General features: G+C 52.6%; 21 protein-coding genes. 14 read left to right on the forward strand and 7 right to left on the reverse strand.

Annotated elements, in window-relative coordinates; genetic code table 11:
* Position 1: 1 nt before the first annotated feature.
* From VFG09_07715 to VFG09_07775, 13 genes are all read left to right on the forward strand, one after another.
* Positions 2-721 carry a response regulator transcription factor gene (locus VFG09_07715; GenBank protein HET6515030.1) on the forward strand — a complete coding sequence of 240 codons (720 nt, stop codon included), beginning with the start codon at positions 2-4 and terminating at the stop codon, positions 719-721.
* 180 nt (positions 722-901) lie between these two features.
* A complete protein-coding gene (locus tag VFG09_07720) occupies positions 902-2,146 on the forward strand; it encodes a family 1 glycosylhydrolase (protein ID HET6515031.1) in 1,245 nt (414 codons plus the stop codon).
* Positions 2,147-2,391: 245 nt separating this feature from the next.
* Positions 2,392-3,084: a PHP domain-containing protein gene (locus VFG09_07725; GenBank protein HET6515032.1), complete on the forward strand. Its 693-nt coding sequence runs from the start codon at positions 2,392-2,394 to the stop codon at positions 3,082-3,084.
* Between the two features lie 6 nt (positions 3,085-3,090).
* Positions 3,091-4,314, forward strand: coding sequence for a ceramide glucosyltransferase (locus VFG09_07730; protein ID HET6515033.1), 1,224 nt, complete (start codon positions 3,091-3,093; stop codon positions 4,312-4,314).
* 14 nt (positions 4,315-4,328) lie between these two features.
* Complete coding sequence (locus VFG09_07735) at positions 4,329-4,529, forward strand: hypothetical protein (protein ID HET6515034.1); 201 nt, start codon at positions 4,329-4,331, stop codon at positions 4,527-4,529.
* Between the two features lie 83 nt (positions 4,530-4,612).
* On the forward strand, positions 4,613-4,816 hold the full coding sequence (locus VFG09_07740; protein HET6515035.1) for a hypothetical protein: 204 nt from the start codon (positions 4,613-4,615) through the stop codon (positions 4,814-4,816).
* A gap of 264 nt (positions 4,817-5,080) precedes the next feature.
* Entirely contained in the window at positions 5,081-6,445 is a 1,365-nt protein-coding gene (locus tag VFG09_07745; GenBank protein HET6515036.1) for a PhoH family protein, read from the forward strand.
* A 374-nt stretch (positions 6,446-6,819) separates the two neighbouring features.
* Positions 6,820-7,209, forward strand: a complete 390-nt coding sequence (locus tag VFG09_07750) for a hypothetical protein (protein HET6515037.1) — start codon at positions 6,820-6,822, stop codon at positions 7,207-7,209.
* A gap of 155 nt (positions 7,210-7,364) precedes the next feature.
* Positions 7,365-7,595, forward strand: coding sequence for a DUF3562 domain-containing protein (locus VFG09_07755; GenBank protein ID HET6515038.1), 231 nt, complete (start codon positions 7,365-7,367; stop codon positions 7,593-7,595).
* Positions 7,596-7,863: 268 nt separating this feature from the next.
* Positions 7,864-9,216, forward strand: a complete 1,353-nt coding sequence (locus tag VFG09_07760) for a hypothetical protein (protein HET6515039.1) — start codon at positions 7,864-7,866, stop codon at positions 9,214-9,216.
* Between the two features lie 187 nt (positions 9,217-9,403).
* Positions 9,404-9,703 carry an IS1 family transposase gene (locus tag VFG09_07765; GenBank protein ID HET6515040.1) on the forward strand — a complete coding sequence of 100 codons (300 nt, stop codon included), beginning with the start codon at positions 9,404-9,406 and terminating at the stop codon, positions 9,701-9,703.
* Entirely contained in the window at positions 9,700-10,071 is a 372-nt protein-coding gene (locus tag VFG09_07770) for a cation transporter (protein HET6515041.1), read from the forward strand. Before VFG09_07765 ends, VFG09_07770 begins: the two co-directional genes overlap by 4 nt.
* Before the next feature lie 262 nt (positions 10,072-10,333).
* Positions 10,334-11,176 carry a cation diffusion facilitator family transporter gene (locus VFG09_07775; protein HET6515042.1) on the forward strand — a complete coding sequence of 281 codons (843 nt, stop codon included), beginning with the start codon at positions 10,334-10,336 and terminating at the stop codon, positions 11,174-11,176.
* 33 nt (positions 11,177-11,209) lie between these two features.
* Here the strand turns inward: VFG09_07775 and VFG09_07780 are convergent, their stop codons facing one another.
* The 7 genes from VFG09_07780 to VFG09_07810 form a co-directional block, all read right to left on the reverse strand.
* The gene (locus VFG09_07780) at positions 11,210-11,998 is read right to left on the reverse strand and encodes a GNAT family N-acyltransferase (GenBank protein ID HET6515043.1); all 789 of its coding nucleotides are present in this window, start codon (positions 11,996-11,998) and stop codon (positions 11,210-11,212) included.
* A gap of 121 nt (positions 11,999-12,119) precedes the next feature.
* Positions 12,120-13,331, reverse strand: coding sequence for a methionine adenosyltransferase (gene metK, locus VFG09_07785; protein HET6515044.1), 1,212 nt, complete (start codon positions 13,329-13,331; stop codon positions 12,120-12,122).
* Positions 13,328-16,492 (reverse strand): HAD-IC family P-type ATPase, encoded by a 3,165-nt coding sequence (locus tag VFG09_07790; GenBank protein HET6515045.1) that lies wholly within the window; start codon positions 16,490-16,492, stop codon positions 13,328-13,330. The genes metK and VFG09_07790 overlap by 4 nt, the downstream gene beginning before the upstream one ends.
* 4 nt (positions 16,493-16,496) lie before the next feature.
* Positions 16,497-17,180 (reverse strand): hypothetical protein, encoded by a 684-nt coding sequence (locus VFG09_07795; GenBank protein ID HET6515046.1) that lies wholly within the window; start codon positions 17,178-17,180, stop codon positions 16,497-16,499.
* 138 nt (positions 17,181-17,318) lie between these two features.
* Positions 17,319-17,798: a hypothetical protein gene (locus VFG09_07800; protein ID HET6515047.1), complete on the reverse strand. Its 480-nt coding sequence runs from the start codon at positions 17,796-17,798 to the stop codon at positions 17,319-17,321.
* Positions 17,791-18,084, reverse strand: a complete 294-nt coding sequence (locus VFG09_07805; GenBank protein ID HET6515048.1) for a DUF5132 domain-containing protein — start codon at positions 18,082-18,084, stop codon at positions 17,791-17,793. Before VFG09_07805 ends, VFG09_07800 begins: the two co-directional genes overlap by 8 nt.
* A 596-nt stretch (positions 18,085-18,680) precedes the next feature.
* Complete coding sequence (locus VFG09_07810) at positions 18,681-18,875, reverse strand: hypothetical protein (protein ID HET6515049.1); 195 nt, start codon at positions 18,873-18,875, stop codon at positions 18,681-18,683.
* Between the two features lie 303 nt (positions 18,876-19,178).
* On the opposite strand from VFG09_07810, the gene pstS reads away from it, so the two are divergent.
* Complete coding sequence (gene pstS, locus VFG09_07815) at positions 19,179-20,189, forward strand: phosphate ABC transporter substrate-binding protein PstS (GenBank protein ID HET6515050.1); 1,011 nt, start codon at positions 19,179-19,181, stop codon at positions 20,187-20,189.
* Positions 20,190-20,245 lie beyond the last annotated feature (56 nt).

Raw genomic sequence — 20,245 nt, forward strand, 5'->3', positions numbered from 1 at the left:
TATGTCGCGACAGGACGCACAGAAAATTCTTGCCGTGGACGATGAGCAGGACATCATAGAGCTTCTCGCCTATAATCTTTCCATCGATGGTTTTGAAGTAACGACGGCGGCGGACGGGGAGGAGGCCCTGAAGAAGATCAGGGCGATGAGTTTCGATCTCGTTATCCTTGATCTCATGATGCCCGGCATACACGGAATGGACCTCTGTCGTATTCTGAGGAATGACCCGAAAACAAAGAACCTCCCGATTATCATGCTCACGGCAAAGACTGAGGAAGTGGACAGGGTTCTCGGCCTTGAAATGGGCGCTGATGATTACGTAACGAAACCCTTCAGTCCGAGGGAATTGACTGCACGTATAAAGGCCGTTCTGAGACGCTCGACAAGGAACGTGCCCGAATCCAGGTACATCACCATCGGCAACCTCACGATCAATACGGAAACCTATTCTGTTGCCAAGGACAATGTCCCTCTGAATCTCAGTCCCACGGAATTCAGGCTCCTCCTGTATCTCGTTGAACGGAGGGGCAAGATATTTAATCGTGAGCAGCTCCTCAATGCCGTCTGGAAGGACGAAGGATATGTCGAACCAAGGACCGTTGATGTCCATGTGAGCCGGATCAGAATGCAGATTGAAGAGGACCCGGCGAATCCTCTCTATATCAAGACAAGGAGGGGGCATGGCTACTATTTTGATAACACCGTTCCCGAAGGCAAATAGTTCCCGGCGAGGTTTGGAATTACCAATTCGGTCACCGGCAATGCCGTGCACTTATCATTCCCGCAAGCGAAGCACATCAGGAATCCTTCTGAAAGGAAAGATTCCGGCCGGAATGACAGAATAGCAGCTGAATATGGCTTTGTCAGCGATCGTTTTAGTAAGGCCGGCGCTGCCTTCCCCATGAAGGAACCACCGGAGGAGCCATTTCTCTGGGGTGTCGCCACTTCCGCCTTTCAGCTTGAAGGCTCGCCCAATGCAGACTGGTCGTCCTGGGATACGATCCTGAGTAAGAAACCGGCGGTGACAAACCATTATGAGCTGTACCGGGAGGATCTTGCCCTCCTGAAAGACCTTGGTGTGAATGCCTATCGCTTTTCCCCCGAATGGAGCAGGATACAACCGCGTGAGGACAGCTGGGATGAAAAGGTCATCCGTCACTATCAGGAGATTATTGAGATCCTTAAGAGATACGGCATCGAGCCGATGTTGACCCTCCATCACTTTACCCATCCCCTCTGGTTCATAAAGAGATATCCCTGGCACGAAGATGCGTCAGTGGATACCTTTCTTGCCTATGTAAAGCGTATTGTCGCAGCAATAGGCGGCGTAACTTATTGGATAACCTTTAACGAGCCCTATGTCCTCATCCTCGCAGGGTACTTTGAAGGGTGCACGCCTCCGGCGATAAAGAGTGTGCAGCTGGGTGTCAGGGCCTTGGCAAATATTCTGAGGGCTCACGCAGGGGCATTCGAGATCATCCATGATGCTCACCCCAACGCAAGAGTGAGCGTGGCCCATAATATGGCTGCCCTTGCCCCCTGGAAGAAATGGAATCCCCTGGACAGGCTCCTTGCGCGACTTGCGAAACGCTTCTATAATCACTCCCTCCTCGATGCCTTTCTGACCGGGTCACTGAAGATCAAGTTTCCCTTCAAGGAAGAAATGGAGATTCCCGTTCCCATCAAAGGCAAGCTCGACTTTTTCGGCGTTAATTACTACACGAGGATCCACATGCGGTTCAATCCCCTGAAGACGATGGGAGCGGAGATGAGACACCTTGACATTGGCGGTCATGGCCTAACCGACATGGGGTGGGAAATCCATCCTCATGGCCTCGAGAAGGTCCTCCGCTACGCCACAAAGCTCGAAGTCCCCCTCATCATAACCGAAAATGGCATCGCCACAAAGGACAGCCAGAAGAAGATACGCTTCATGCAGAACCATATCGATGTGATGGAGCATTGCAAGAAAGAGGGAATGGATATCAGGGGCTATTTCTACTGGTCCCTCATCGACAACTACGAGTGGCTCCAGGGACTCGATGCACGCTTCGGGCTTTACAAGGTAAACTTTGAGACCCTCGAACGTATACCCACGAACGCAGCCGCATATTATTCCTACCTCATAAAAAACAGGAAGTTTTAGCCGGTCTCCCTTCTCACCGCCAAGACCCCTGCCGATGAGCCGAGGGTCGGACCGGACTGCCCGTCGTTGGCCGGAGAGATGGAGGGGGTACCCGGCCTCCTCCGTTCAGGGGCGGAAGATAATGATACTATGCCTGCCCTTCAGGTTTCACATTTAACCATAATGTAACGCCAATTTCATCATACTGACATGTTTACTGCCTATGATATAAGCCATGATGATTATCTATCGAACCAAGCAGATCCATGCTGCTGTGTGATTTCCATATTCATACAACCTATTCTGACGGCTCAGTGGAGCTGAGGAGGACAGTCGATCTTTTCGGACAGGCAGGCTTTGATGTCATAGCGATAACAGACCATGTCGTTAATGGCGACAACCCGCTCGGCAAACTCGCCCACCGGTTTCGGCTTTCCGTAACAGCCGCCAACTTCGAAGAATATATCGAAGACATAAAAGAGGAAGCTGAAAGAGCCCAGGCCAAATACGGCATGCTCGTCATTCCCGGAATTGAGATAACCAAGAACCATCGTACCACAGATACTTCAGCCCACATCTTGATCATTGACGTCCAGGACTTTATTCCCGCCTGCATGAGTTATGAAGAGATATTTCTCGAGGCGAAAAGGCAGAAGGCCCTGACGATAGCCTGCCATCCGCACTACATGTCGGCGATGACTGACAGGGATACCCTCTTTCTCTGGAACAACAGGGAACGGTATGCGCGCTACATCGACGCCTGGGAGATCGCCAACCGCGATGATGTGTTTAACGTTATTAGCCTGAAGAAGTATCCCTATGTTGCGAACAGCGACTTCCACAAGCCGAGGCACCTCTATTCGTGGAAGACACTGCTCAACTGCGAGAAGGATACCGCTTCCATCAAGGAATGTATAAAACACAACAAGGGTGTCGCACTCACACTCTTCAGGAATTAGGAGGTGATGATGCTACTATTCTGGACATTTGCGTGCCTGACGCTCTTCGGGATAATCGGATATCTGTTTCAAATGGCCGCTGTTCGGTCATATGTCTTCCCCCCCGACTCAGGGGAAAGCGCAGGCTTTCCCCGATCTTATCCTCCTGTCTCAATCCTCAAACCTCTCAAGGGTCTTGATGACGGGCTTTTTGACAACCTCGAAAGCTTCTGCAATCTTGATTATCCCCGCTATGAGATCATCTTTGCCCTTCAGAACCGGAATGATCCTGCCCACAAGGTCGTACAGAAGATAAGGGAAAAATACCCGTCCTGCGACATATCGATCGTTGTGGAATTTTGCGATGCCGGACTTAACCCCAAAGTCAACAACCTAATCCCCGCTTATAAACGGGCGAGACACGACCTCATACTCATCAGCGACAGCAATGTGCGTGTCGAGAAGGATTATCTGAAGGATACGGTGAGGCATATGGCCGACCCGTCGGTGGGGCTGGTCAGCAATATTATCAGGGGCGTCAGGGGCCGTTCCCTCGGCGCGGTCTTTGAGAACCTCCACCTGAATTCCTTCGTCGTCGGCAACGTCTGCCTCCTGGACCGGTATCTCGGCATGCCATGTGTGGTAGGCAAATCCATGCTCATGAGAAAGGATGATCTCGAATCCATCGGCGGATTGTATACGGTGAAGGACCTCCTTGCTGAAGACTATATCATGGGTGAGCGGATACATGCTCTCGGCAAACGAGTCGTTCTCTCCGGTCACGTCATCAACAACGTGAATGAGGACTGGGGCATCGGAAAGTTTCTGGGGAGGCACATCCGGTGGGGCAAACTGAGATGGAAGATCGGGGGCGCCAAGTACTTCTTTGAACTTGTCAGCAACACGATCGTGGTGGCGTGCTTACCCCTCATATTTTCCCCGGTCACAACTGGGGCGCTCCTCCTGGCAGGTTTCACAGGAGTGGTGAAGATTGCCCGTGATTTCTACCTGGGCAGGAAGATCGGGGCGGATATGAAACCTTTCCTCTATCTGCTCGCTCCCGCCAAAGACCTCTTCATCGGAATCATCTGGATCTTTCCTATCCTGAGCAATACCGTAACGTGGAGGGGGAACCGCTACCAGATCGGGAAGAACTCGATGCTCTATCCCTGTCCCGAGACGGGGCTCAAGGTCTGGAAGCCAAGGATTATGACCGTGATAAAGACACGACTGGCGTTGTCAAAGTTCTAAGGAAGGAGGCCTCCATGACGCAACACTATGCGATATCTTACCGTGACCTGGGCGAGGAACATGCTTGCCCGTTCAGCGACAAGGAGACCAATATCTGTTCAGCGTCCCTTTCATCCATGATCATCGGCAGGCACAAGGACCAGATCTACTGTTCCAGCGACAATTATGACAACTGCCCGATGTTCCTCTCAAAGATTCTGAGAAAGAGGGGCTGATCTTGCCGGTTACAGAATCTTAACCGTTTTGTAATGTATTTTTAACAAAAGATTCTTTATTATAGTTCCCGAAGGAGGTAACGATGACAACGCTCGGATTTGTCTTCTGCCCGAATCTCAGGGGCAGCATGGAAGGGATAAAATGTGGTATTACGAATAACCTCATCAGGGACATGGACGACGTTTCACCCAAGCTCTGTATGAGCAGGAGGCACGAAGCATGTGCCATATATATGCAGTCCCTGCAGCTTATGATTGAATGCGGTTCATATACCAACTGCGCGTAGGGTCATGTGAAGATATGTGCCTTTTCCTCGAGTCGTAACGATATTCATACCGTGCCAGCATACGCATGGCGGCAGATGACACCCTTGCTCTTGTGGTTTGCCCGGCATTGATTTCCGCACGAAGAGATCGTTTTACGGATGTCGTTGTCAAGATTATCGCATTCTTAATTTATCTGCCTTCTGTCGCTTCTCTCTGTTTCCCCGCCGCTATAAAGAAAGCATGTTCCTGCTTCCACAAAGGTTCATACGAAAGGGAGGTTCCGTATGCAGCAAGCAGAATGCCTCAGGCCTCTTTGCTCTGACGGAGGTTCACCCGACGTGCCGGTTCCGGACCAGACCGTTGAAAAACGGCTGAAGAAGAAGATATTCGTCCTGGACACGAACGTACTGATCCATGATCCAAGCTCCCTCTTCAGGTTCGGCACCCATGATGTGGTGATACCGTTTGTTGTTTTAGAGGAGCTCGACAGGCTCAAGAAAGGGCACGGAGAGAAAGCGGTATCGGCGCGGAGCGCGCTCAGGATCATTGACCGTTTAACGGAGAAGGGCCCGTTGATGAAGGGCATCGCGATGGAAACAGGCGGTCTCCTTTCCATCGGCATCACGTTAAGCAGCGTCCCCACTGCCTTCATGGACGGCGTCACCGAGGATAACGCGATCATAAAGACGGCCCTCGGCGTCGTGGAACAGCAGCAGACCGACGGACGAGGAAATATGGTACCCGTCACCTTGGTCTCCAAAGACACGACGGTGAGAATAAAGGCCGAGGCATGTGGTCTCCACGCGGAAGACTACGAGAGCGATAAAACGACCATCTTCCAGAAGTATGGACGGGTGCTGGAAGAATCCGATTACACGAACGGCATTCATTCCATACGGTACGTGAAGTCAGGGGAAGAGGTCTTCAGGCTGCAGGGCTGCAGCGCCCACACAAAGATCAAGAACGGAAAATCTCTGGAAGGCATTGCACCAAAAAATATCGAGCAACGATGCGCGATCGATGCGTTAATAAACCCTGACATCGAGGTCGTTGCCCTTACCGGCTCTGCGGGAACGGGGAAGACCCTTCTCGCCCTTGCCGCGGGGATACACCAGACCACAAAGAAATCACCCTTGTATGAGCAGGTCGTGGTGGCGCGACCGGTTGTCCCCATGGGCAATGATATCGGGTATCTGCCGGGGGACGTGAACGAAAAGCTGACACCCTGGATGCAGCCGATCTTTGACAGCCTGGAGGTGATCGTCAACACGCCGAAAGGGCATATCAAGGATGATCGATCAACAGCACAATACCGGAGCTTTCAGTACCTCATCGATGCGGGTGTGCTTCAGATCGAGGCATTGACCTATATCCGCGGACGGAGCCTTCCCCAGCGGTATTTCATCGTGGATGAAGCTCAGAATCTGAGGCCCGTCGATGTCAAGACGATCATTACCCGGTGCGGAGAAGGCACGAAGATCGTCTTTACCGGTGACCTGAACCAGATCGATACGCCCTATCTGGACGCAAAGAGCAACGGCCTTGCTTACCTCATCAGCCGCTTCATTGATGAGGAGAATTTCTGTTATCTGAACCTTCACTCCAGCGTCAGATCGAGGCTTGCAGAACAGGGCGCACGACTGCTGTAAGGGGACGTAAGGCATGCCTTACGGTCTCGTGTCGACAAAGAGAGATTTGACCTTAGGTTCATAGTCATACAACAGTTTGTTGTTATCAATTTGCTGCTGTTACGTCCTCCCGCGTACTCGAATTCGAAGTACTCCTGCTGAGAATCGTGAGAAAATGATATATAATAACGGAAGGAAATTGAACCTCCGGCGTTGATGCGCTGCGTCTATTTCCCTACTTGCTCATGCTGGGGCGAGCGATGAGGTGATAGAGGAAACAACGGAAATTAGAGCGGCAAAAGGAATCATCGTTGATTCACCGGGAAATGAATCGGAAGAATAGACCCACGGACGGCTTTCCATGAAAACCGGTCGGCGGAAGAGAGGAGGAGAGAATGAATTTCTGGGAAAAGGTAAAGAAAGATCTGCAGAAGGGACTGGAGGAAGGTATCACCTATGTCGTGGAGGGCGCCTCTATCGTGAAGAAGAAGGCAGAGGAGCTTACTGAAGAAGGGAAAAGGCGGTACAGGCTCTATGAGCTGAAGACAAAAGTGCAGCAGGAGATCGCCGAACTTGGAGGAAAAGTGTATGAGTTGAGCGGGAAGGTCAGGAACCCCATGCTCGACAGCAAGGTGAAGGCAATAAAGGCGAGAATCAAGAAACTGGAACTGGAGATAATAAAGCTCGAAGGCATTCCAAAAAGCACAGTGAGAAAAACAACCTCCCGAGCGTCAACTGCGAGAACAACCACAAAGCGGAAGGCATCTGGGGTCAAGACCGTTTAGAAGAACAGAGAGCTCCGGCCTGTGACTCAGGAGATGGCCACATGCTTAGGCAAATAATGAAAGAAACCGATGTCGGCTGCCGATTCTCATGGTAAACTTAGTTCGGGGATCTTCAAAACCAAGCCGAAGTGAGAGGGTGGAAAGGGCGAGGAGTTATGGCGACTGCATATCAGTACGAAAATGATGCGGAACGGAACAAACATTGTGAAGCCATCCGGAGACTCGCAGAGAAGCTGGGCGTACCTGAAGAGCAGATAAGGATGCTCTACGAGGAAAACCTCCTCAGTATTAAGCAAGGGGCGAGAATAAAAGACTATCTCGTCATTCTCGTGAGCCGCCACGTGAGAGATTCGATAGGGAGGGGCTCGTTTCAGAAGATGTCGTAAGAGCTGAGATGCAATAAGAAACGAGCTGCTGCTCATCGCCTCAAAGGACTCAAGGGATTGGAGGGTGATCATTGATTACCCTTCCAGCCCCGGGATCGTTCCTTGGCCACATTCTTCTTGCTTTCCCGCACGTTACAATCACAATTTAACGATTCTTTCATAGAACTGACATATTTCTGTAACAATATGATGCTAAGCTGATAGCATCGTATTGGACCCATTACAGGAACAGTTTATAAAGCACCTACCTTGCCAAAGGAGGTTCTGGATGAAAAGAAGATGGTCCGCTTTTATCCTTGGGTTATGTTGCCTTCTCCTGTCAGCGGGGGTATCAGAGTCTGCAAGCATCACGAATCCTATTCTGAAGAAGCTTGTGGAAAAAGGTATTCTCTCCGAGCAAGAGGCTCTTGAAGTAATGCAGGATATGGAAAAAGAGATACGGGAGAAGGACAAAGCAACAGAAGTCAAGATTGAAGAGAAGGTTGCCGAGAAGGTCAGTGAGACAGCGCCTGCGGAAAAGAACGAGGAGATCGATAAAATTGTGAAAGCCTTCAAAGGTCTTAAGTTCAGCGGCCTCTGGTACCTCTCTTATGGTTATGGAAAGACAGGAGGCATACCAAGCGGTGCGCAATTCAACAATTTTAATGTAAAACGAGGGTATTTCACCTTAGAAAAGGAGCTCTTTCCATGGTTGTCAGGCCGGATGACAACTGATGTGACGACGGTGAATCTGAAGACACAGAATCTTGGACCTGGTGAGAATGTCTCTCTCAACGTCAACGGCTCCCTGGCGGTAAGAATAAAGTACCTTTATGCTCTCGTTACCCCTCCGGATTTGGCATTTCTCACCAAACCGGGCGCTGAAGTCGGCATTGTGCACACGCCGTGGCTTGATTTTGAAGAGCACATAAATTATTACCGTTTGCAGGACACGATGTTTATCGAAAGAAACGGCATCATGAGTTCAGCGGATTACGGCGTAACCTTTGCCGCGCTCTTAGGTGGGCTCATGGATGAGAGTTATCGTAAAAATGTCAATCCCTCATATCCTGGCAGCTACGGGAGCATTCAGGCAGGAATTTATAATGGCGGAGGATACACGACGACCGAGCAGAACAGGAATAAGGTGCTCGAGGGACGGATAACCGTCAGGCCTCTACCCGACATTATCCCGGGACTTCAGCTCTCGTATTTTGGGGTGACGGGCAAGGGCAACGTTGCCGCGCACCCCAATTGGACCGCAAATCTTGCATTCGGCAGTTTTGAGCACGAATACTTTGTCGTGACAGGGCAGTACTTCTGGGGGGATGGGAACGCCCAGGGATCGGATCAATTCCAGAAGAGAGGTTATTCCCTGTTTACGGAACTGAAGCCTTTTATTGAATTGAAGTTCCCGCTTGAGAGATTCACTCTCATTGGTCGCTTCGACCACTTTAATCCCAATAAGAATGTGAGCGATGCCTTGTCAGGGGAAAACAACAGGTATATTGTAGGTATAGCTTACAGTATAGACAGACTGCATAATAACATGGTCCTCCTCGATTACGATAATGTAGAATACAAGCAACCGGGAAAGACACGTGATGAGAGAATACAGCTGACGTTGCAGGTGGCTTTTTAGTCTGCTTTGGTGCTTGCGGCAGTTGTCGCCCTTTCCGGCCGACATGGACGGGATCCTCTACCGCGGGAAATGGAACGACCTGACCTGATATATGCGCGGCTGCTAAAGCATGGCGAAGAAATGTTACAAAAATTTAACATTCCCTTCATGTAGCCGTAACAATAGGGCGTTATAATTAATATTAGATATGCTGGCAAGCATAGCAATGGATCAAGTGACAGAAATACGATGCCCCTCCTGCGAGGGTGATGCAGTGTACCGTTACGGCAGGATAAAGACCGGTGCCCAGCGGTTCATCTGCCTCGTTTGTGGCATGCAGTTTACCCCCGGGGCAAAGAAGGCGTTGCTCAAGGGTAAGCCGCTCTGTCCGGAGTGTGGCAAGACAATGAATGTCTATAAGCTTGAGGGACTGGTCATACGTTTCAGATGCTCGGGCTATCCTGTTTGCAAGACGTTCAGAAAATACACCATGAAGGAGGAAGAATGAGCTATTACCTGCATAATGTCCCCGGTCGACTCAGAGTAAAGAGCCCCCTCTTAAAGAGAAACAGTGATGCGGGAGAGGAACTGAAAAAGGCGCTGAGTACGATTCAGGGCATCGCAACCGTTGACTTTAACCCCGTGACAGGAAGTCTCCTGGTCAACTATAACCATAGGACAACGAAGCAAGAGGACATCATCTCTCTGCTTGAGCGCAAGGGGTATTTCGACCGGGGGAGGGCGACGACGAATGAAGACTATATTCATGTCGCAGCCGAAAAGACCGGACGCCTCGTCGGCAAGGCAGTGCTTGGAATAGCGATCGACAAGGCCCTTGAAGGTACCGCGTTGTCACTCATCGGATTGCTGATTTAGTTTTTGAACGGAGGATTTCGAGGTCCTTTCTGATCTCATCGCCTAAGTATTTTCCCTTTTCTGCCAGTAGTTTTCTTTTATCGATCATTCTTTCGACTCTTTCTCGGCTCCAGGAGGTCCCTTCCCTTCGTGGCGGGCAGTTAAACACCTTCAGACGTACCATGGCTGCTTTGAATTTCAGGGCTCTTTCCTCGGAGCAGCCGCAGAGGCAGGTAATGATCGAATCATTGGACAAGGCATGTACAGCGTATTAAAGTAGGCCATGGATACTCAACCGCAAAAAATTGTTCTCTCCCTGACGATCGCGTACTTCTTTATCGAGCTCAGCGGTGGACTCTATTACCGGAGCCTCGCCCTCGTCACGGACGCATCTTTTATGGCCATCAATGTCGTGGGCCAGGCGCTCGCCTTGTTAGCGGGCAAGCTCTCCGAGAGGCTGCCGGACAGAGACAACACCTTCGGATATGAGAGGGCAAAGGTCCTGTCGGGGCTTTTCAACGGGATACTCGTGGGATTCCTCATTTTCTATGTTCTCATAGAAGCATACAAGAAGATCATGCACCCCGAGCCCATTGCCGCAGACAAGGTACTGATAATAGCCATTCTCGGCCTCGCGGTGAATGCATATGGATTATTCAGGTTCAAAGAGCATGCGAACCTCATGCATATCAAGGGCGCGAGGCTTCTTGTTCTCAACGACACCTTGGGATCAGTGGGTGTTATAACCTCGTCCGTTCTTATCCATTTTACCGGTCTCTACCTCCTCGATCCCCTTGCCGGGGTTCTCATCAGCCTCCTCGTGGGATATCCAACCTACTACCTGATAAAAGACAGCCTGCGTATCCTAATGGAGGGTAACCCCTCCTCCTTCACCGGAGAGGACATAGAGAAGTTCATCTACAGGAACTTTCAGAACGTCAAACGTGTGAAGGATCTCCATATATGGGGGTTATCTACGGAGAGGATCATCTGTGTCGCAAGGGTCAGGACCGCCGGACCGATAGACCACAGGGACACGGTGAGAAGCATGAAGCATCGTCTCATGAAGCATTTTGGATTCTCCGATGTCTTTGTTGAGGAATATGAAGCAGGAGATGAGAAGTGATCATGCGTCTGGCAGTGGCCGTAGAGGTCTTTGCTATGCCGCGCACGCATGCTCTGCCCCTTCCCTGAGGACCTTCCTGCGCCAGCGCTCAATGAGCCTATCCGTATCGAGGAGGACAAAAAAATCTGTGGTTCCGAACAAAGGATTAAAGGTCGGCTCGCCGCATATCTGGGCTCCTAGCCTGAGGTAACCCTTCATGAGCGTCGGCATGAGAGAATGGGCCGCATCCCTGTCGCAGAACGACAGCATCTGCACACCCGGCTGGCGCTTCAACGGGTCTACGGTGTAACGCTCGTCAGCCCTATGGACGCGGTTTAGGTAGGAGTATACGATATTCACCAAGGCCGTGTTCGCGCTGTGCAGGCTCGCGCAGCCGAAGAGATAGCGGATGCCATACCTTTCCACATAAGCGGCAATCCCCCGCCAGAGGAGGCCGATGATCGGGACGGTTCTGTAATCTTTGTGAATGCAGGAGCGGCCTAACTCCAGCTTTGTGCCAGGAAGACTCCTGATTGCCGAGAGGTTGAACTCAGTCTCCGAGTAATACCCCACTGAATTCTCCGCAACCACGCCCGGCATCATACGATAGGTCCCGACAACCCTTTCGTTTTCCCTGTCAACGACAACAAGATGGTCGCAGTAATCGTCAAATTCGTCCCGATCCATTCCCGTCAGATAGGATTCAGAAAGACCCTCATGCAGCTCCCTGTTGAATACGTCGAAGCGAAGTCTGAACGCCGCCTCCCGCTCATGATTCTCCACAGCCAGCTTTACAGAGAACCTGCCATGCGAAATTTCCATGCCTGCACCATCTGCTCTCATGAACGCGCTCCTCCTCCAAAAGATATTGTGCGGTATCGGCACTAGTATAACAACGGTGCTTTGCAGGAGTATTACACGCCGGTGAAATTTCGGTTACAAGGAGGCGCGCCGCTACCCGACGTCATCCCCGGGCATCTTCCCGAAGGGCAGGAGCCTTGTCGGTCAATTCCCACGGCAGACCGATGTCCATCCTGCCCACATGGCCGTAAGCGCTGAGCTTGCGGTAGAAGCCTCCCTTGACGATTGAAGGCAGAGATCTCAGGCTGAACTGCCTCAGGATGGAAGCAAGCCTGAAGTCGAAATGTCTCTCCACGAGGGCAGCGATAGCGTCATCGGGTATCTTTCCGGTCCCAAAGGTCTCGGTCTGGATACTGACCGGCCGAGGAAGGCCGATAGAATAGCTGAGCTGTATCTCACATTCATCGGCCAGCCCCGCAGAGACGATATTCTTTGCCGCATAACGGGCGACATAGGCGCCGACCCTGTCAATTCTCAAGGGGTCCTTGCCGCTCAGGGCCGCACCGCTGTGGCGGGAATACTCTCCATAGGTGTCGATGGAGTTCTTTCTGCCGGTGAGGCCGGAATGGACAGAGGGACCGCCGACAAGAAAGGGACCATCAGGATTGATGAATATCCTCGTCCTCTTGTCAGGCTGGATCTCTTCGTCCTGGAAGGAAGGATTGATCACCGTTTCTCTCATGTCGTCCTGGAGACGGCTGAAGTCCGGGCCACCCTTGTGAGAAGGTTCCATTTGGGACGCGATGACCGTAATGCTGTGAATTCGGTAGGGTCTGCCGCCCCTGAATTCAACGCCGACCTGGGTCTTTCCGTCCGGCATCAGATAGGGGAGCATCTTCTGGATCCGCACCGATGTCAGTTTCCGTGCGAGTTTGTGGGCAAGCCAGATGGGCAGCGGCATGAATGAAGAGGTCTGATTGCACGCAAAACCGAAGAGCGTCACCTGATTTCTTACGGGTATCCGCTCTATCTCTTCTTCGGACAACGTCCGTTCATCGAAGATGCGCTCGTTTTCAGGAGAGAGTTCCTTGAGGCTCGTGATGATGCTGCAGGTCTTGCTGTTGAAATCCTTCCGGTCATACCCTATCTGGCTGATGACCGTGCGCGCCACATTCGAGAAGTCCACATATGCAGCGGAAGCGAACCGCGCAGCAATGAAAAGAATGGCCGTCGAAACGGCGCACTCTGCAATAACAGATGCATAGGGGTCCTGCTGGAGGAAGTGATCCACGATGGCGTCGCTGATCTGGTCGCAGAGCTTGTCCGGATGCCCCTCGGTGACCGATTCAGAAGAAAAGATGAAGTCCTTTTTCATGCCGTTGCCTCCTTCCTGTGCTGCCCGATGATCACGCCCGCATCGGCCTTCTCAGGACCGGACGTTATCCAGTGGGTTCCCTCGGAGCCCTTTGTTGCCTCGTTGATGACGAGGGAGCCGAGGGCCGTCCCGCCGACGACAAGCCAGTCGCCGAGGCCGATCGGGGTCAGGCCGAGGAGGCCCCTGAGCCCAGGCAGAATGATCGCCAATCCCTGGATCGAGACAGAGCCGACCAGTGCGGCGCTGAGATACCTGTTGGTCGGAAGGCTCTCCTTGTCGAATATGCGGTGCTTTTCGGACCGGCAGCTCAAGGCGTGGAGCAACTGTCCGAGGGTGAGGCCCATAAAGGCCATGGTACCTGCCTGCGCTCCCATGCCGTAACGCATGATCCCGTAACCGTAAGCACCCATCGCCCCTGCCGAAAGCGCCATTGATTCAAAGGCGATGCGCTTGAGGTCGCTCTTTCTGACGATCGGTTCCTCGGGATTTCGCGGCGGCAGATGGAGGACATCGGGCTCAGGGAGTTCAAGAGCCAGGGCTAGTCCAGGGGCGATGTCCGAAATAAGATTGATCCAGAGGAGCTGCATGGCATTGAGCGGCTGCCCCAGGCCAGCCGTGAGCGACGCAAACATGACCATGATCTCGCTCATGTTCGTCGAAAGGAGGAAATGCACCGATTTCCTGATATTGTTATAGATTGTCCTGCCCTGGCTGATGGCTATAATCATGGTCTGGAGATTGTCGTCTTCGAGCACGACGTCGGCAACCTCACGCGCAACATCGGTGCCCGTGTGGCCCATGGCGATGCCGATATCGGCAGCCTTAAGGGCAGGGCCGTCATTGACACCGTCTCCCGTCATTGCCACTACCCTTCCAGATGCCTGGAGTGCCTGCACGATCTGGAGTTTGTTGGCGGGGCTCACGCGCGAGAAGACATGGACCTTTTCTGCGAGGGCCTTCATGACGCCGGGATCGATACGGTTAAGATGCGTGGAGTCGAGTATCTCGAGCTGCTCTCCCCTGCTGAGATCGAGGTCTTTGCCTATGGCATAGGCGGTAGGACCCTGGTCGCCCGTGATCATTACCGTGTCGATCCCGGCTTCATGAAACTTTCCGACCAGCTCCCTCACACCGTCCCTTACAGGGTCTGTCATTCCGGTAAGGCCGAGCCAGACGAGATCATCCGAGTAGCGTTGTATGTCGCAACTTTCCAAAAGGTCAGGCCATTCATCTCCTCCGTTGTGATATGCATAGGCGACGCCAAGGACCCTCAGGGCGTCGCCGGCCATCCGCTCGTTCTCGATCTGGATCGCCTCGCGGTCCTCATTGGTAAGGGGAATCTTCGTCCCTTCCTTCATCTGCCATGAGCAGACGGACAATACCTCCTGAGGACTGCCCTTTACGGCGATCACCATCGGCCCGCCGGCCACCGATGAATTCTCTAAGACATCATGGAGGGTAACCATGATGTTGCAGTTTTCGGATCGGTGCATCACCTTCCTGAGGGGAAACTTTTCCCTTATCTCCGGAACATTGACTCCGGCGGCTACAGCGAGATGGATAAGGGCGTTCTCCGTGGACGAACCTATAACAACAAAATCGCCCTTTTCCTTCTTGACCTCGCTTTCGTTGCAAAGACAGCAGACATGCATGAGTCTCAGGAGCTCCCCGCATTCGTAGGGATTGAGGTCCCCTGAGGCGCTCCTGAATTTGCCGTCCGAAACCGCGAGTCTCGTCATCCCCGCATAGACGCTTACGATGGTCATCCTGTTTAATGTGATCGTTCCGGTCTTGTCGAGGCAGATGGTCTGCACCGAGCCGAGGGTCTCTACTGCATCGAGATGTCTCATGAGGACATTGTGTCTCCTCATGTTCCTGATCCCGAGGGCCAGGGTAGTCGTTGCGACCATTGGCAGTCCCTCCGGGACCGCGGCCACGGCGAGTGCTATCGAAGATTTCAACATTTCGAGAAAGCCGTACCCCCTCAGGAGTCCTATAAGAAAGACGAAAGCGCATACTGCGCCGCTGATTAAGGCAAGCTGTGTTCCCATGCGATCGAGCTGTCGTTCCATCGGGGTCTCAGGAGGTCGTGCGCTGCCAACGAGGGTCTGGATCTTGCCGATTTCCGTAAACCTTCCCGTGGCAACAACAACGGCGAGGCCCTGGCCGCCCGTGACAAGGGTTCCCATGTAGACCATGTTTATTCTGTCGGCGAGGGGGATATCTTCGTCTGTCAGGGGCTGAAAGGTCTTCTTGACCGGCATGCTCTCACCGGTGAGTGCCGACTCGTCAACGCTGAGATGACTCACCTCAATGAGCCGCGCGTCGGCTGCAACATAGCTTCCCGGTCTCAGGATGAGGACGTCGCCCGGGACGACGTATTCAGCAGGGACCGTTTCTGATGCCCCCTCTCTCATGCACAATGCCGACGGACGCACGAGACTCTTGAGCGAATGGATCGTCTTTTCGGCCTGCGATTCGGTCGTATATCCGATAATACTATTAATAACGACAACGCCCGCAATAACCACGGCGTCAGCGATGCCGCCGGTGGCGATAGAGACGCCGGCAGCGACACCAAGGAGCGCTACGGGAAGGGAGTTGAACTGGCCCAGGAATATGCTCAGCCCTGACCGGGGGACCGATTCAGGAAGGAGGTTCGGCCCGAATCTCTTCAGGCGTTCACCGGCTGCCACTCGTGAAAGCCCCCAAAGCTGCGACACGCCTGCGCTGTCGAGTATCTCACTCGTTCCCTTTACGTGCCACTGCCCGGCAGGCTGTTCCTCGGAATGAAGGACGCTCTTTCGAATCTGCCTCCGGTTGTTCTTCTGTTCCTTGGTGGTGACGCCGCTCTTCGATCTCTCCGTTGGCACGGAACGGCGTGCGGTCGCGACCGTAAGGACGCCTGTGCCGGAGCGTCTGCCATTGCCGGCATAACCCCTCACAGCCTCTTCTATGACCGAACGGATCGTCTCGGCGGTATTGCCGGAATTAAAGTAGACGAGGACCTTGGAGGTGAGGACACTGACAGAGAACCCGGTGATGCCAGGATGCCCTTGAAGGGCAGACTCGATCCTGAGCTTCAGCGCATCGGCTCTGTAGAGACCTTCGACCTCGTATCTGGCTCGACCCTTTACCGCATCATGGACAGTGCGAACCACACCTTTATTCGCGCCTTTTCACTCGGGTCTTTGTTTCGACCTCAGCCGGCGCAGGCCGTTCTTTAAGTGGCGCAGGCTGTCCTGTCGACCGTGTCTTTGGTAGTGCCGCGCCTGCGACATCCTTGACTCCTTCGACGACTCCGACAAGCATGTCTCTGACAGCGCGAACAGCTGTGTTGCCGATGCCTCCTGCAGCTTCAATCGCGCCGTTCACTGCGGCCGTGGCGACGTCTCCGACATTGGCTCCCACTTCTTTACCGGCCTCGATGACGCCGTCAACAGCGCGGCGCGCTACGAGGGCCACATCCGCACCGATCTCGGCTGCTCCCTTAACTGCACCCTTCACCGTATGTCCCGCTACCGTGATCACGTCTCCGCCGACATCGCTCACACCCATGATCACGCCCTTTGCAACGCTCTTCGTGCTGAGGATGAGGCCCGTCCCCACCTCTTCCGTCGCCTGAATCGCGCCCTTAACTACGTCCTTCGTGATGGTGATGCTTTCAGTGGCTACGTGACCAGTTGCCCGAAGTGCATTCGAGACCGTATTCCTTACGACGGTCACGATCTCCGCCTCGATCTCATTGATGCCCTTGAGGCTGCTCACCACGCCCTCCTTGACGGCGGAACCAGCCCTGCCGATGCCTCCCTCAGGTGCTTCAGCGGTCGACCGACCTTTCGTTGCCATGACACCCTCCTTTTACGTTCCCTGAGCGACTCTCCCTCAGGGGTTTAAGGTTTATTGATACTGAAAAGGAATTAATAATACCGACATTCCTTTACAGGAAGATGACGTTCAGGTTACATTGACGTTACGTCAGCGAACCTACGCCTTCGTCGCATTTGACTTGAGGAAGATGTTAAAGGCATACCACGCTGCTGTATACCAAGGTATTGCAGCGAGATTCCCCATGGATATCTGATAGATACCGGCGCCTATAAGCGCAAGAAATGCAACTCCGCCAAGATCCAGTTCGTTCGCCGATGCACGCCTCAGCGCCCCATCCATATCCCCGAAGGTCTCGGAGAGCCGCTGGTGCAGATGCGTTGGGATGGCTCGCGGACCTCCCATGCTCAGGAGACCGGCCTTCATGGAAGTCTCGATAATCCTCTCCGCCTCGGACTCATGATTGATCAACACGCTGCCCGTGAGCGGATTGACCTCAACGCTTCTGACCCCTTCAAAGGCAGAAAGCCTCTCGGCGAGGGAAGTGAAGAAAGCACTGTCCCTTCTCTTCGAGGGTACCTTGATTCTCAGCCGTCCGCCGGTCCTGTGGCTGACGACGGCAACCGGCAGATCATGCACCCGCCTCTCCTTCAGAAGCAAGCGGACGGGACGCAGCCTCCGTATGAGTCTCTGCAAGCTCAGACTTTGCCTCAGCAACGACGTCCTCGAAGATCTCGCCCAGCTCAGCGACGCTTTCCTTGCCCTTTTCGTAAATGATGATCCCGCTTTTCACAGCTGCCTTGATCAGCGGCTTAGCTACCCCTGCCAAAGCCGGAATCACCGCCGGCGCGAGGATTGCGGCGCCTATGCCTATCGCCAGTCCGGTGGCAACATTTCCTTTTAAGCAGTCGTCAAGTAATCCCATAGGACCTCCTGTGATGTGTAGATTCTCTAACTATATTTTAATACAAATTACGAAAAAGTCATAGTTTTTCGGCGAGGAAGCAGAATCCTCTGGCACCAAAAAATGATTGTTAGCCGGTCTCTTTTATTTGAATTTATCACCACCATGCCGCTCTGTCCAGATGATCTTTCATTACCTGCCTACCCATTTAACCGAAATTTAATATGCCTGACATAACCTTGCAACACTAAAAGAATACTATAGATGTATCGAATCGATGAGCACGTGCGAAAGGAGCGTCATTATGAAGTGCTGCGAGTTTCTTACCGAACAGTCCCGTTGCAAGCGAGGAATTCCGGTTGCCCGTCTCTTCAGGCATTACTTCTGTGAGGGCAATCATGCGAGATGTCCCCTGAAGACTATCGATGAGGAAGAAAGAGAGCGTGCTCTATGGAAGTTGCAAGGTCTCCCGGCAATCAAGGGGGGAGCGTGAAATGCGCACACCTCATCGACTGCGAAGACACGGCATCATGCTCAGCTCTTGATACCCCTTATGCGCCGAGTCTCTTTCAGCTCGGGGAATATTGCAGAACACGTGGCCATAGGAAATGTCCTTTTTATGCAAGGGGGCCGATCGCTGCTGATCGAACTGAAGACTGCAGGCTTGTCAGCAAGGAGCCCTTTGCTTCCACGGGAAGGAGGAGAAGATATTCCACGGTGAAGACGAGGAGCTTCTCGAAAATATCGTAACGATAGCGTTTGCAGGTCTTCCTGAAAACAATGACAGATTTCGAAGGAATCAAATTCTTCACCGAAATTTAACCGTTCCTTAATATTACCGTAACAATTTCCATGCTATCCTAATGCGCGGTTTTCACGACACTGAGACTCGCTGTCCTCATGATCGCATTAGATCCTGCTCTTCAGAGGAGAAAGCTCACATGGTTAGCTTCCTCCTGTTTGAGAGAATTTCTGAGGTCCCCTTTTCATAACACGCAGATAGAATTATCGAGATTGAAGGAGGATGAGAACAGATGTAACAGAAAATTAACATTTCTGTAACGAAGCCGTAATATAATATCGGTATCCTAAAATTAATAAACAAGGAGGAACGTATGAAAGTATTTCTTAAGATGGTCTTTGTACTGGCAGTTGTGTTGTCTTTCACCTCGGTGAATGCGGCGGAAACTCTTAACGGAGCAGGAGCATCATTCCCTTATCCGGTGTATTCTGCCTGGGCCTTTGACTATAACAAAGTAGCGGGAGTGCAGCTCAACTACCAGTCGATCGGCTCAGGTGGCGGTATCAAACAGATCACTGCGAGGACGGTCGATTTCGGAGCGTCCGATGCCCCTCTGACCACTGAAGAGTTGAACAAGGACGGTCTTCTTCAGTTTCCTGCGGTGATGGGGGGGGTTGTCCCCGTAGTGGCGATCCCTGGAGTGAAGGAGGGCCAACTCAGGCTCGATTCCGACGCGATTTGCAAGATCTACCTTGGGGATATAAAGCACTGGGATGACAGCAAGATCAAGTCCCTGAACCCTGGACTCAATCTGGCACATGATGAGATTACGGTCGTCCACAGGTCGGACGGTTCCGGAACAACCGCCATATTCACTACCTATCTGAGCGAACTCTGCCCTGACTGGAAGGATAAGGTCGGCGCCGGCACCTCGGTGAAATGGCCTGTCGGCATCGGCGGCAAAGGGAACGAGGGCGTTGCCAATTATACGAAGAGGACGCCGAACTCGATAGGATATGTCGAGTTTGCGTACGCGGAGCAGAATAAGCTCGCCTATGTGCTTCTCAAGAATCCTGCAGGCAATTTTGTGGAGCCCAATTTCAAAACCTTTGAGGATGCCGCGGCCACCGCCAATTTTGACCCCAAGAAACATTTTCATCTCTGGCTCGTCAACGCGCCCGGCAAGAACGCCTGGCCCATAGCCGGAGCAACCTTTATTCTCCTTGCGAAAGAAAAGACGGATTCCAATAAGAAAGTGGTCGCTTTTTACGACTGGGCTTTTAAGAACGGCGACAAGAAGGCGAATGAACTCGTTTACGTGCCCCTTCCAGCCTCTTTGAAAGACAAGATACGGGCTTACTGGAAGGCAAACGGTCTGCAATAGACTGCCGTATTGAAGGGAGGGCAGGTAAACCGGCCCTCCTTTTTTTCTTTCTGAGC

Source organism: Thermodesulfovibrionales bacterium (genome assembly GCA_035686305.1).
Classification (GTDB): domain Bacteria; phylum Nitrospirota; class Thermodesulfovibrionia; order Thermodesulfovibrionales; family UBA9159; genus DASRZP01.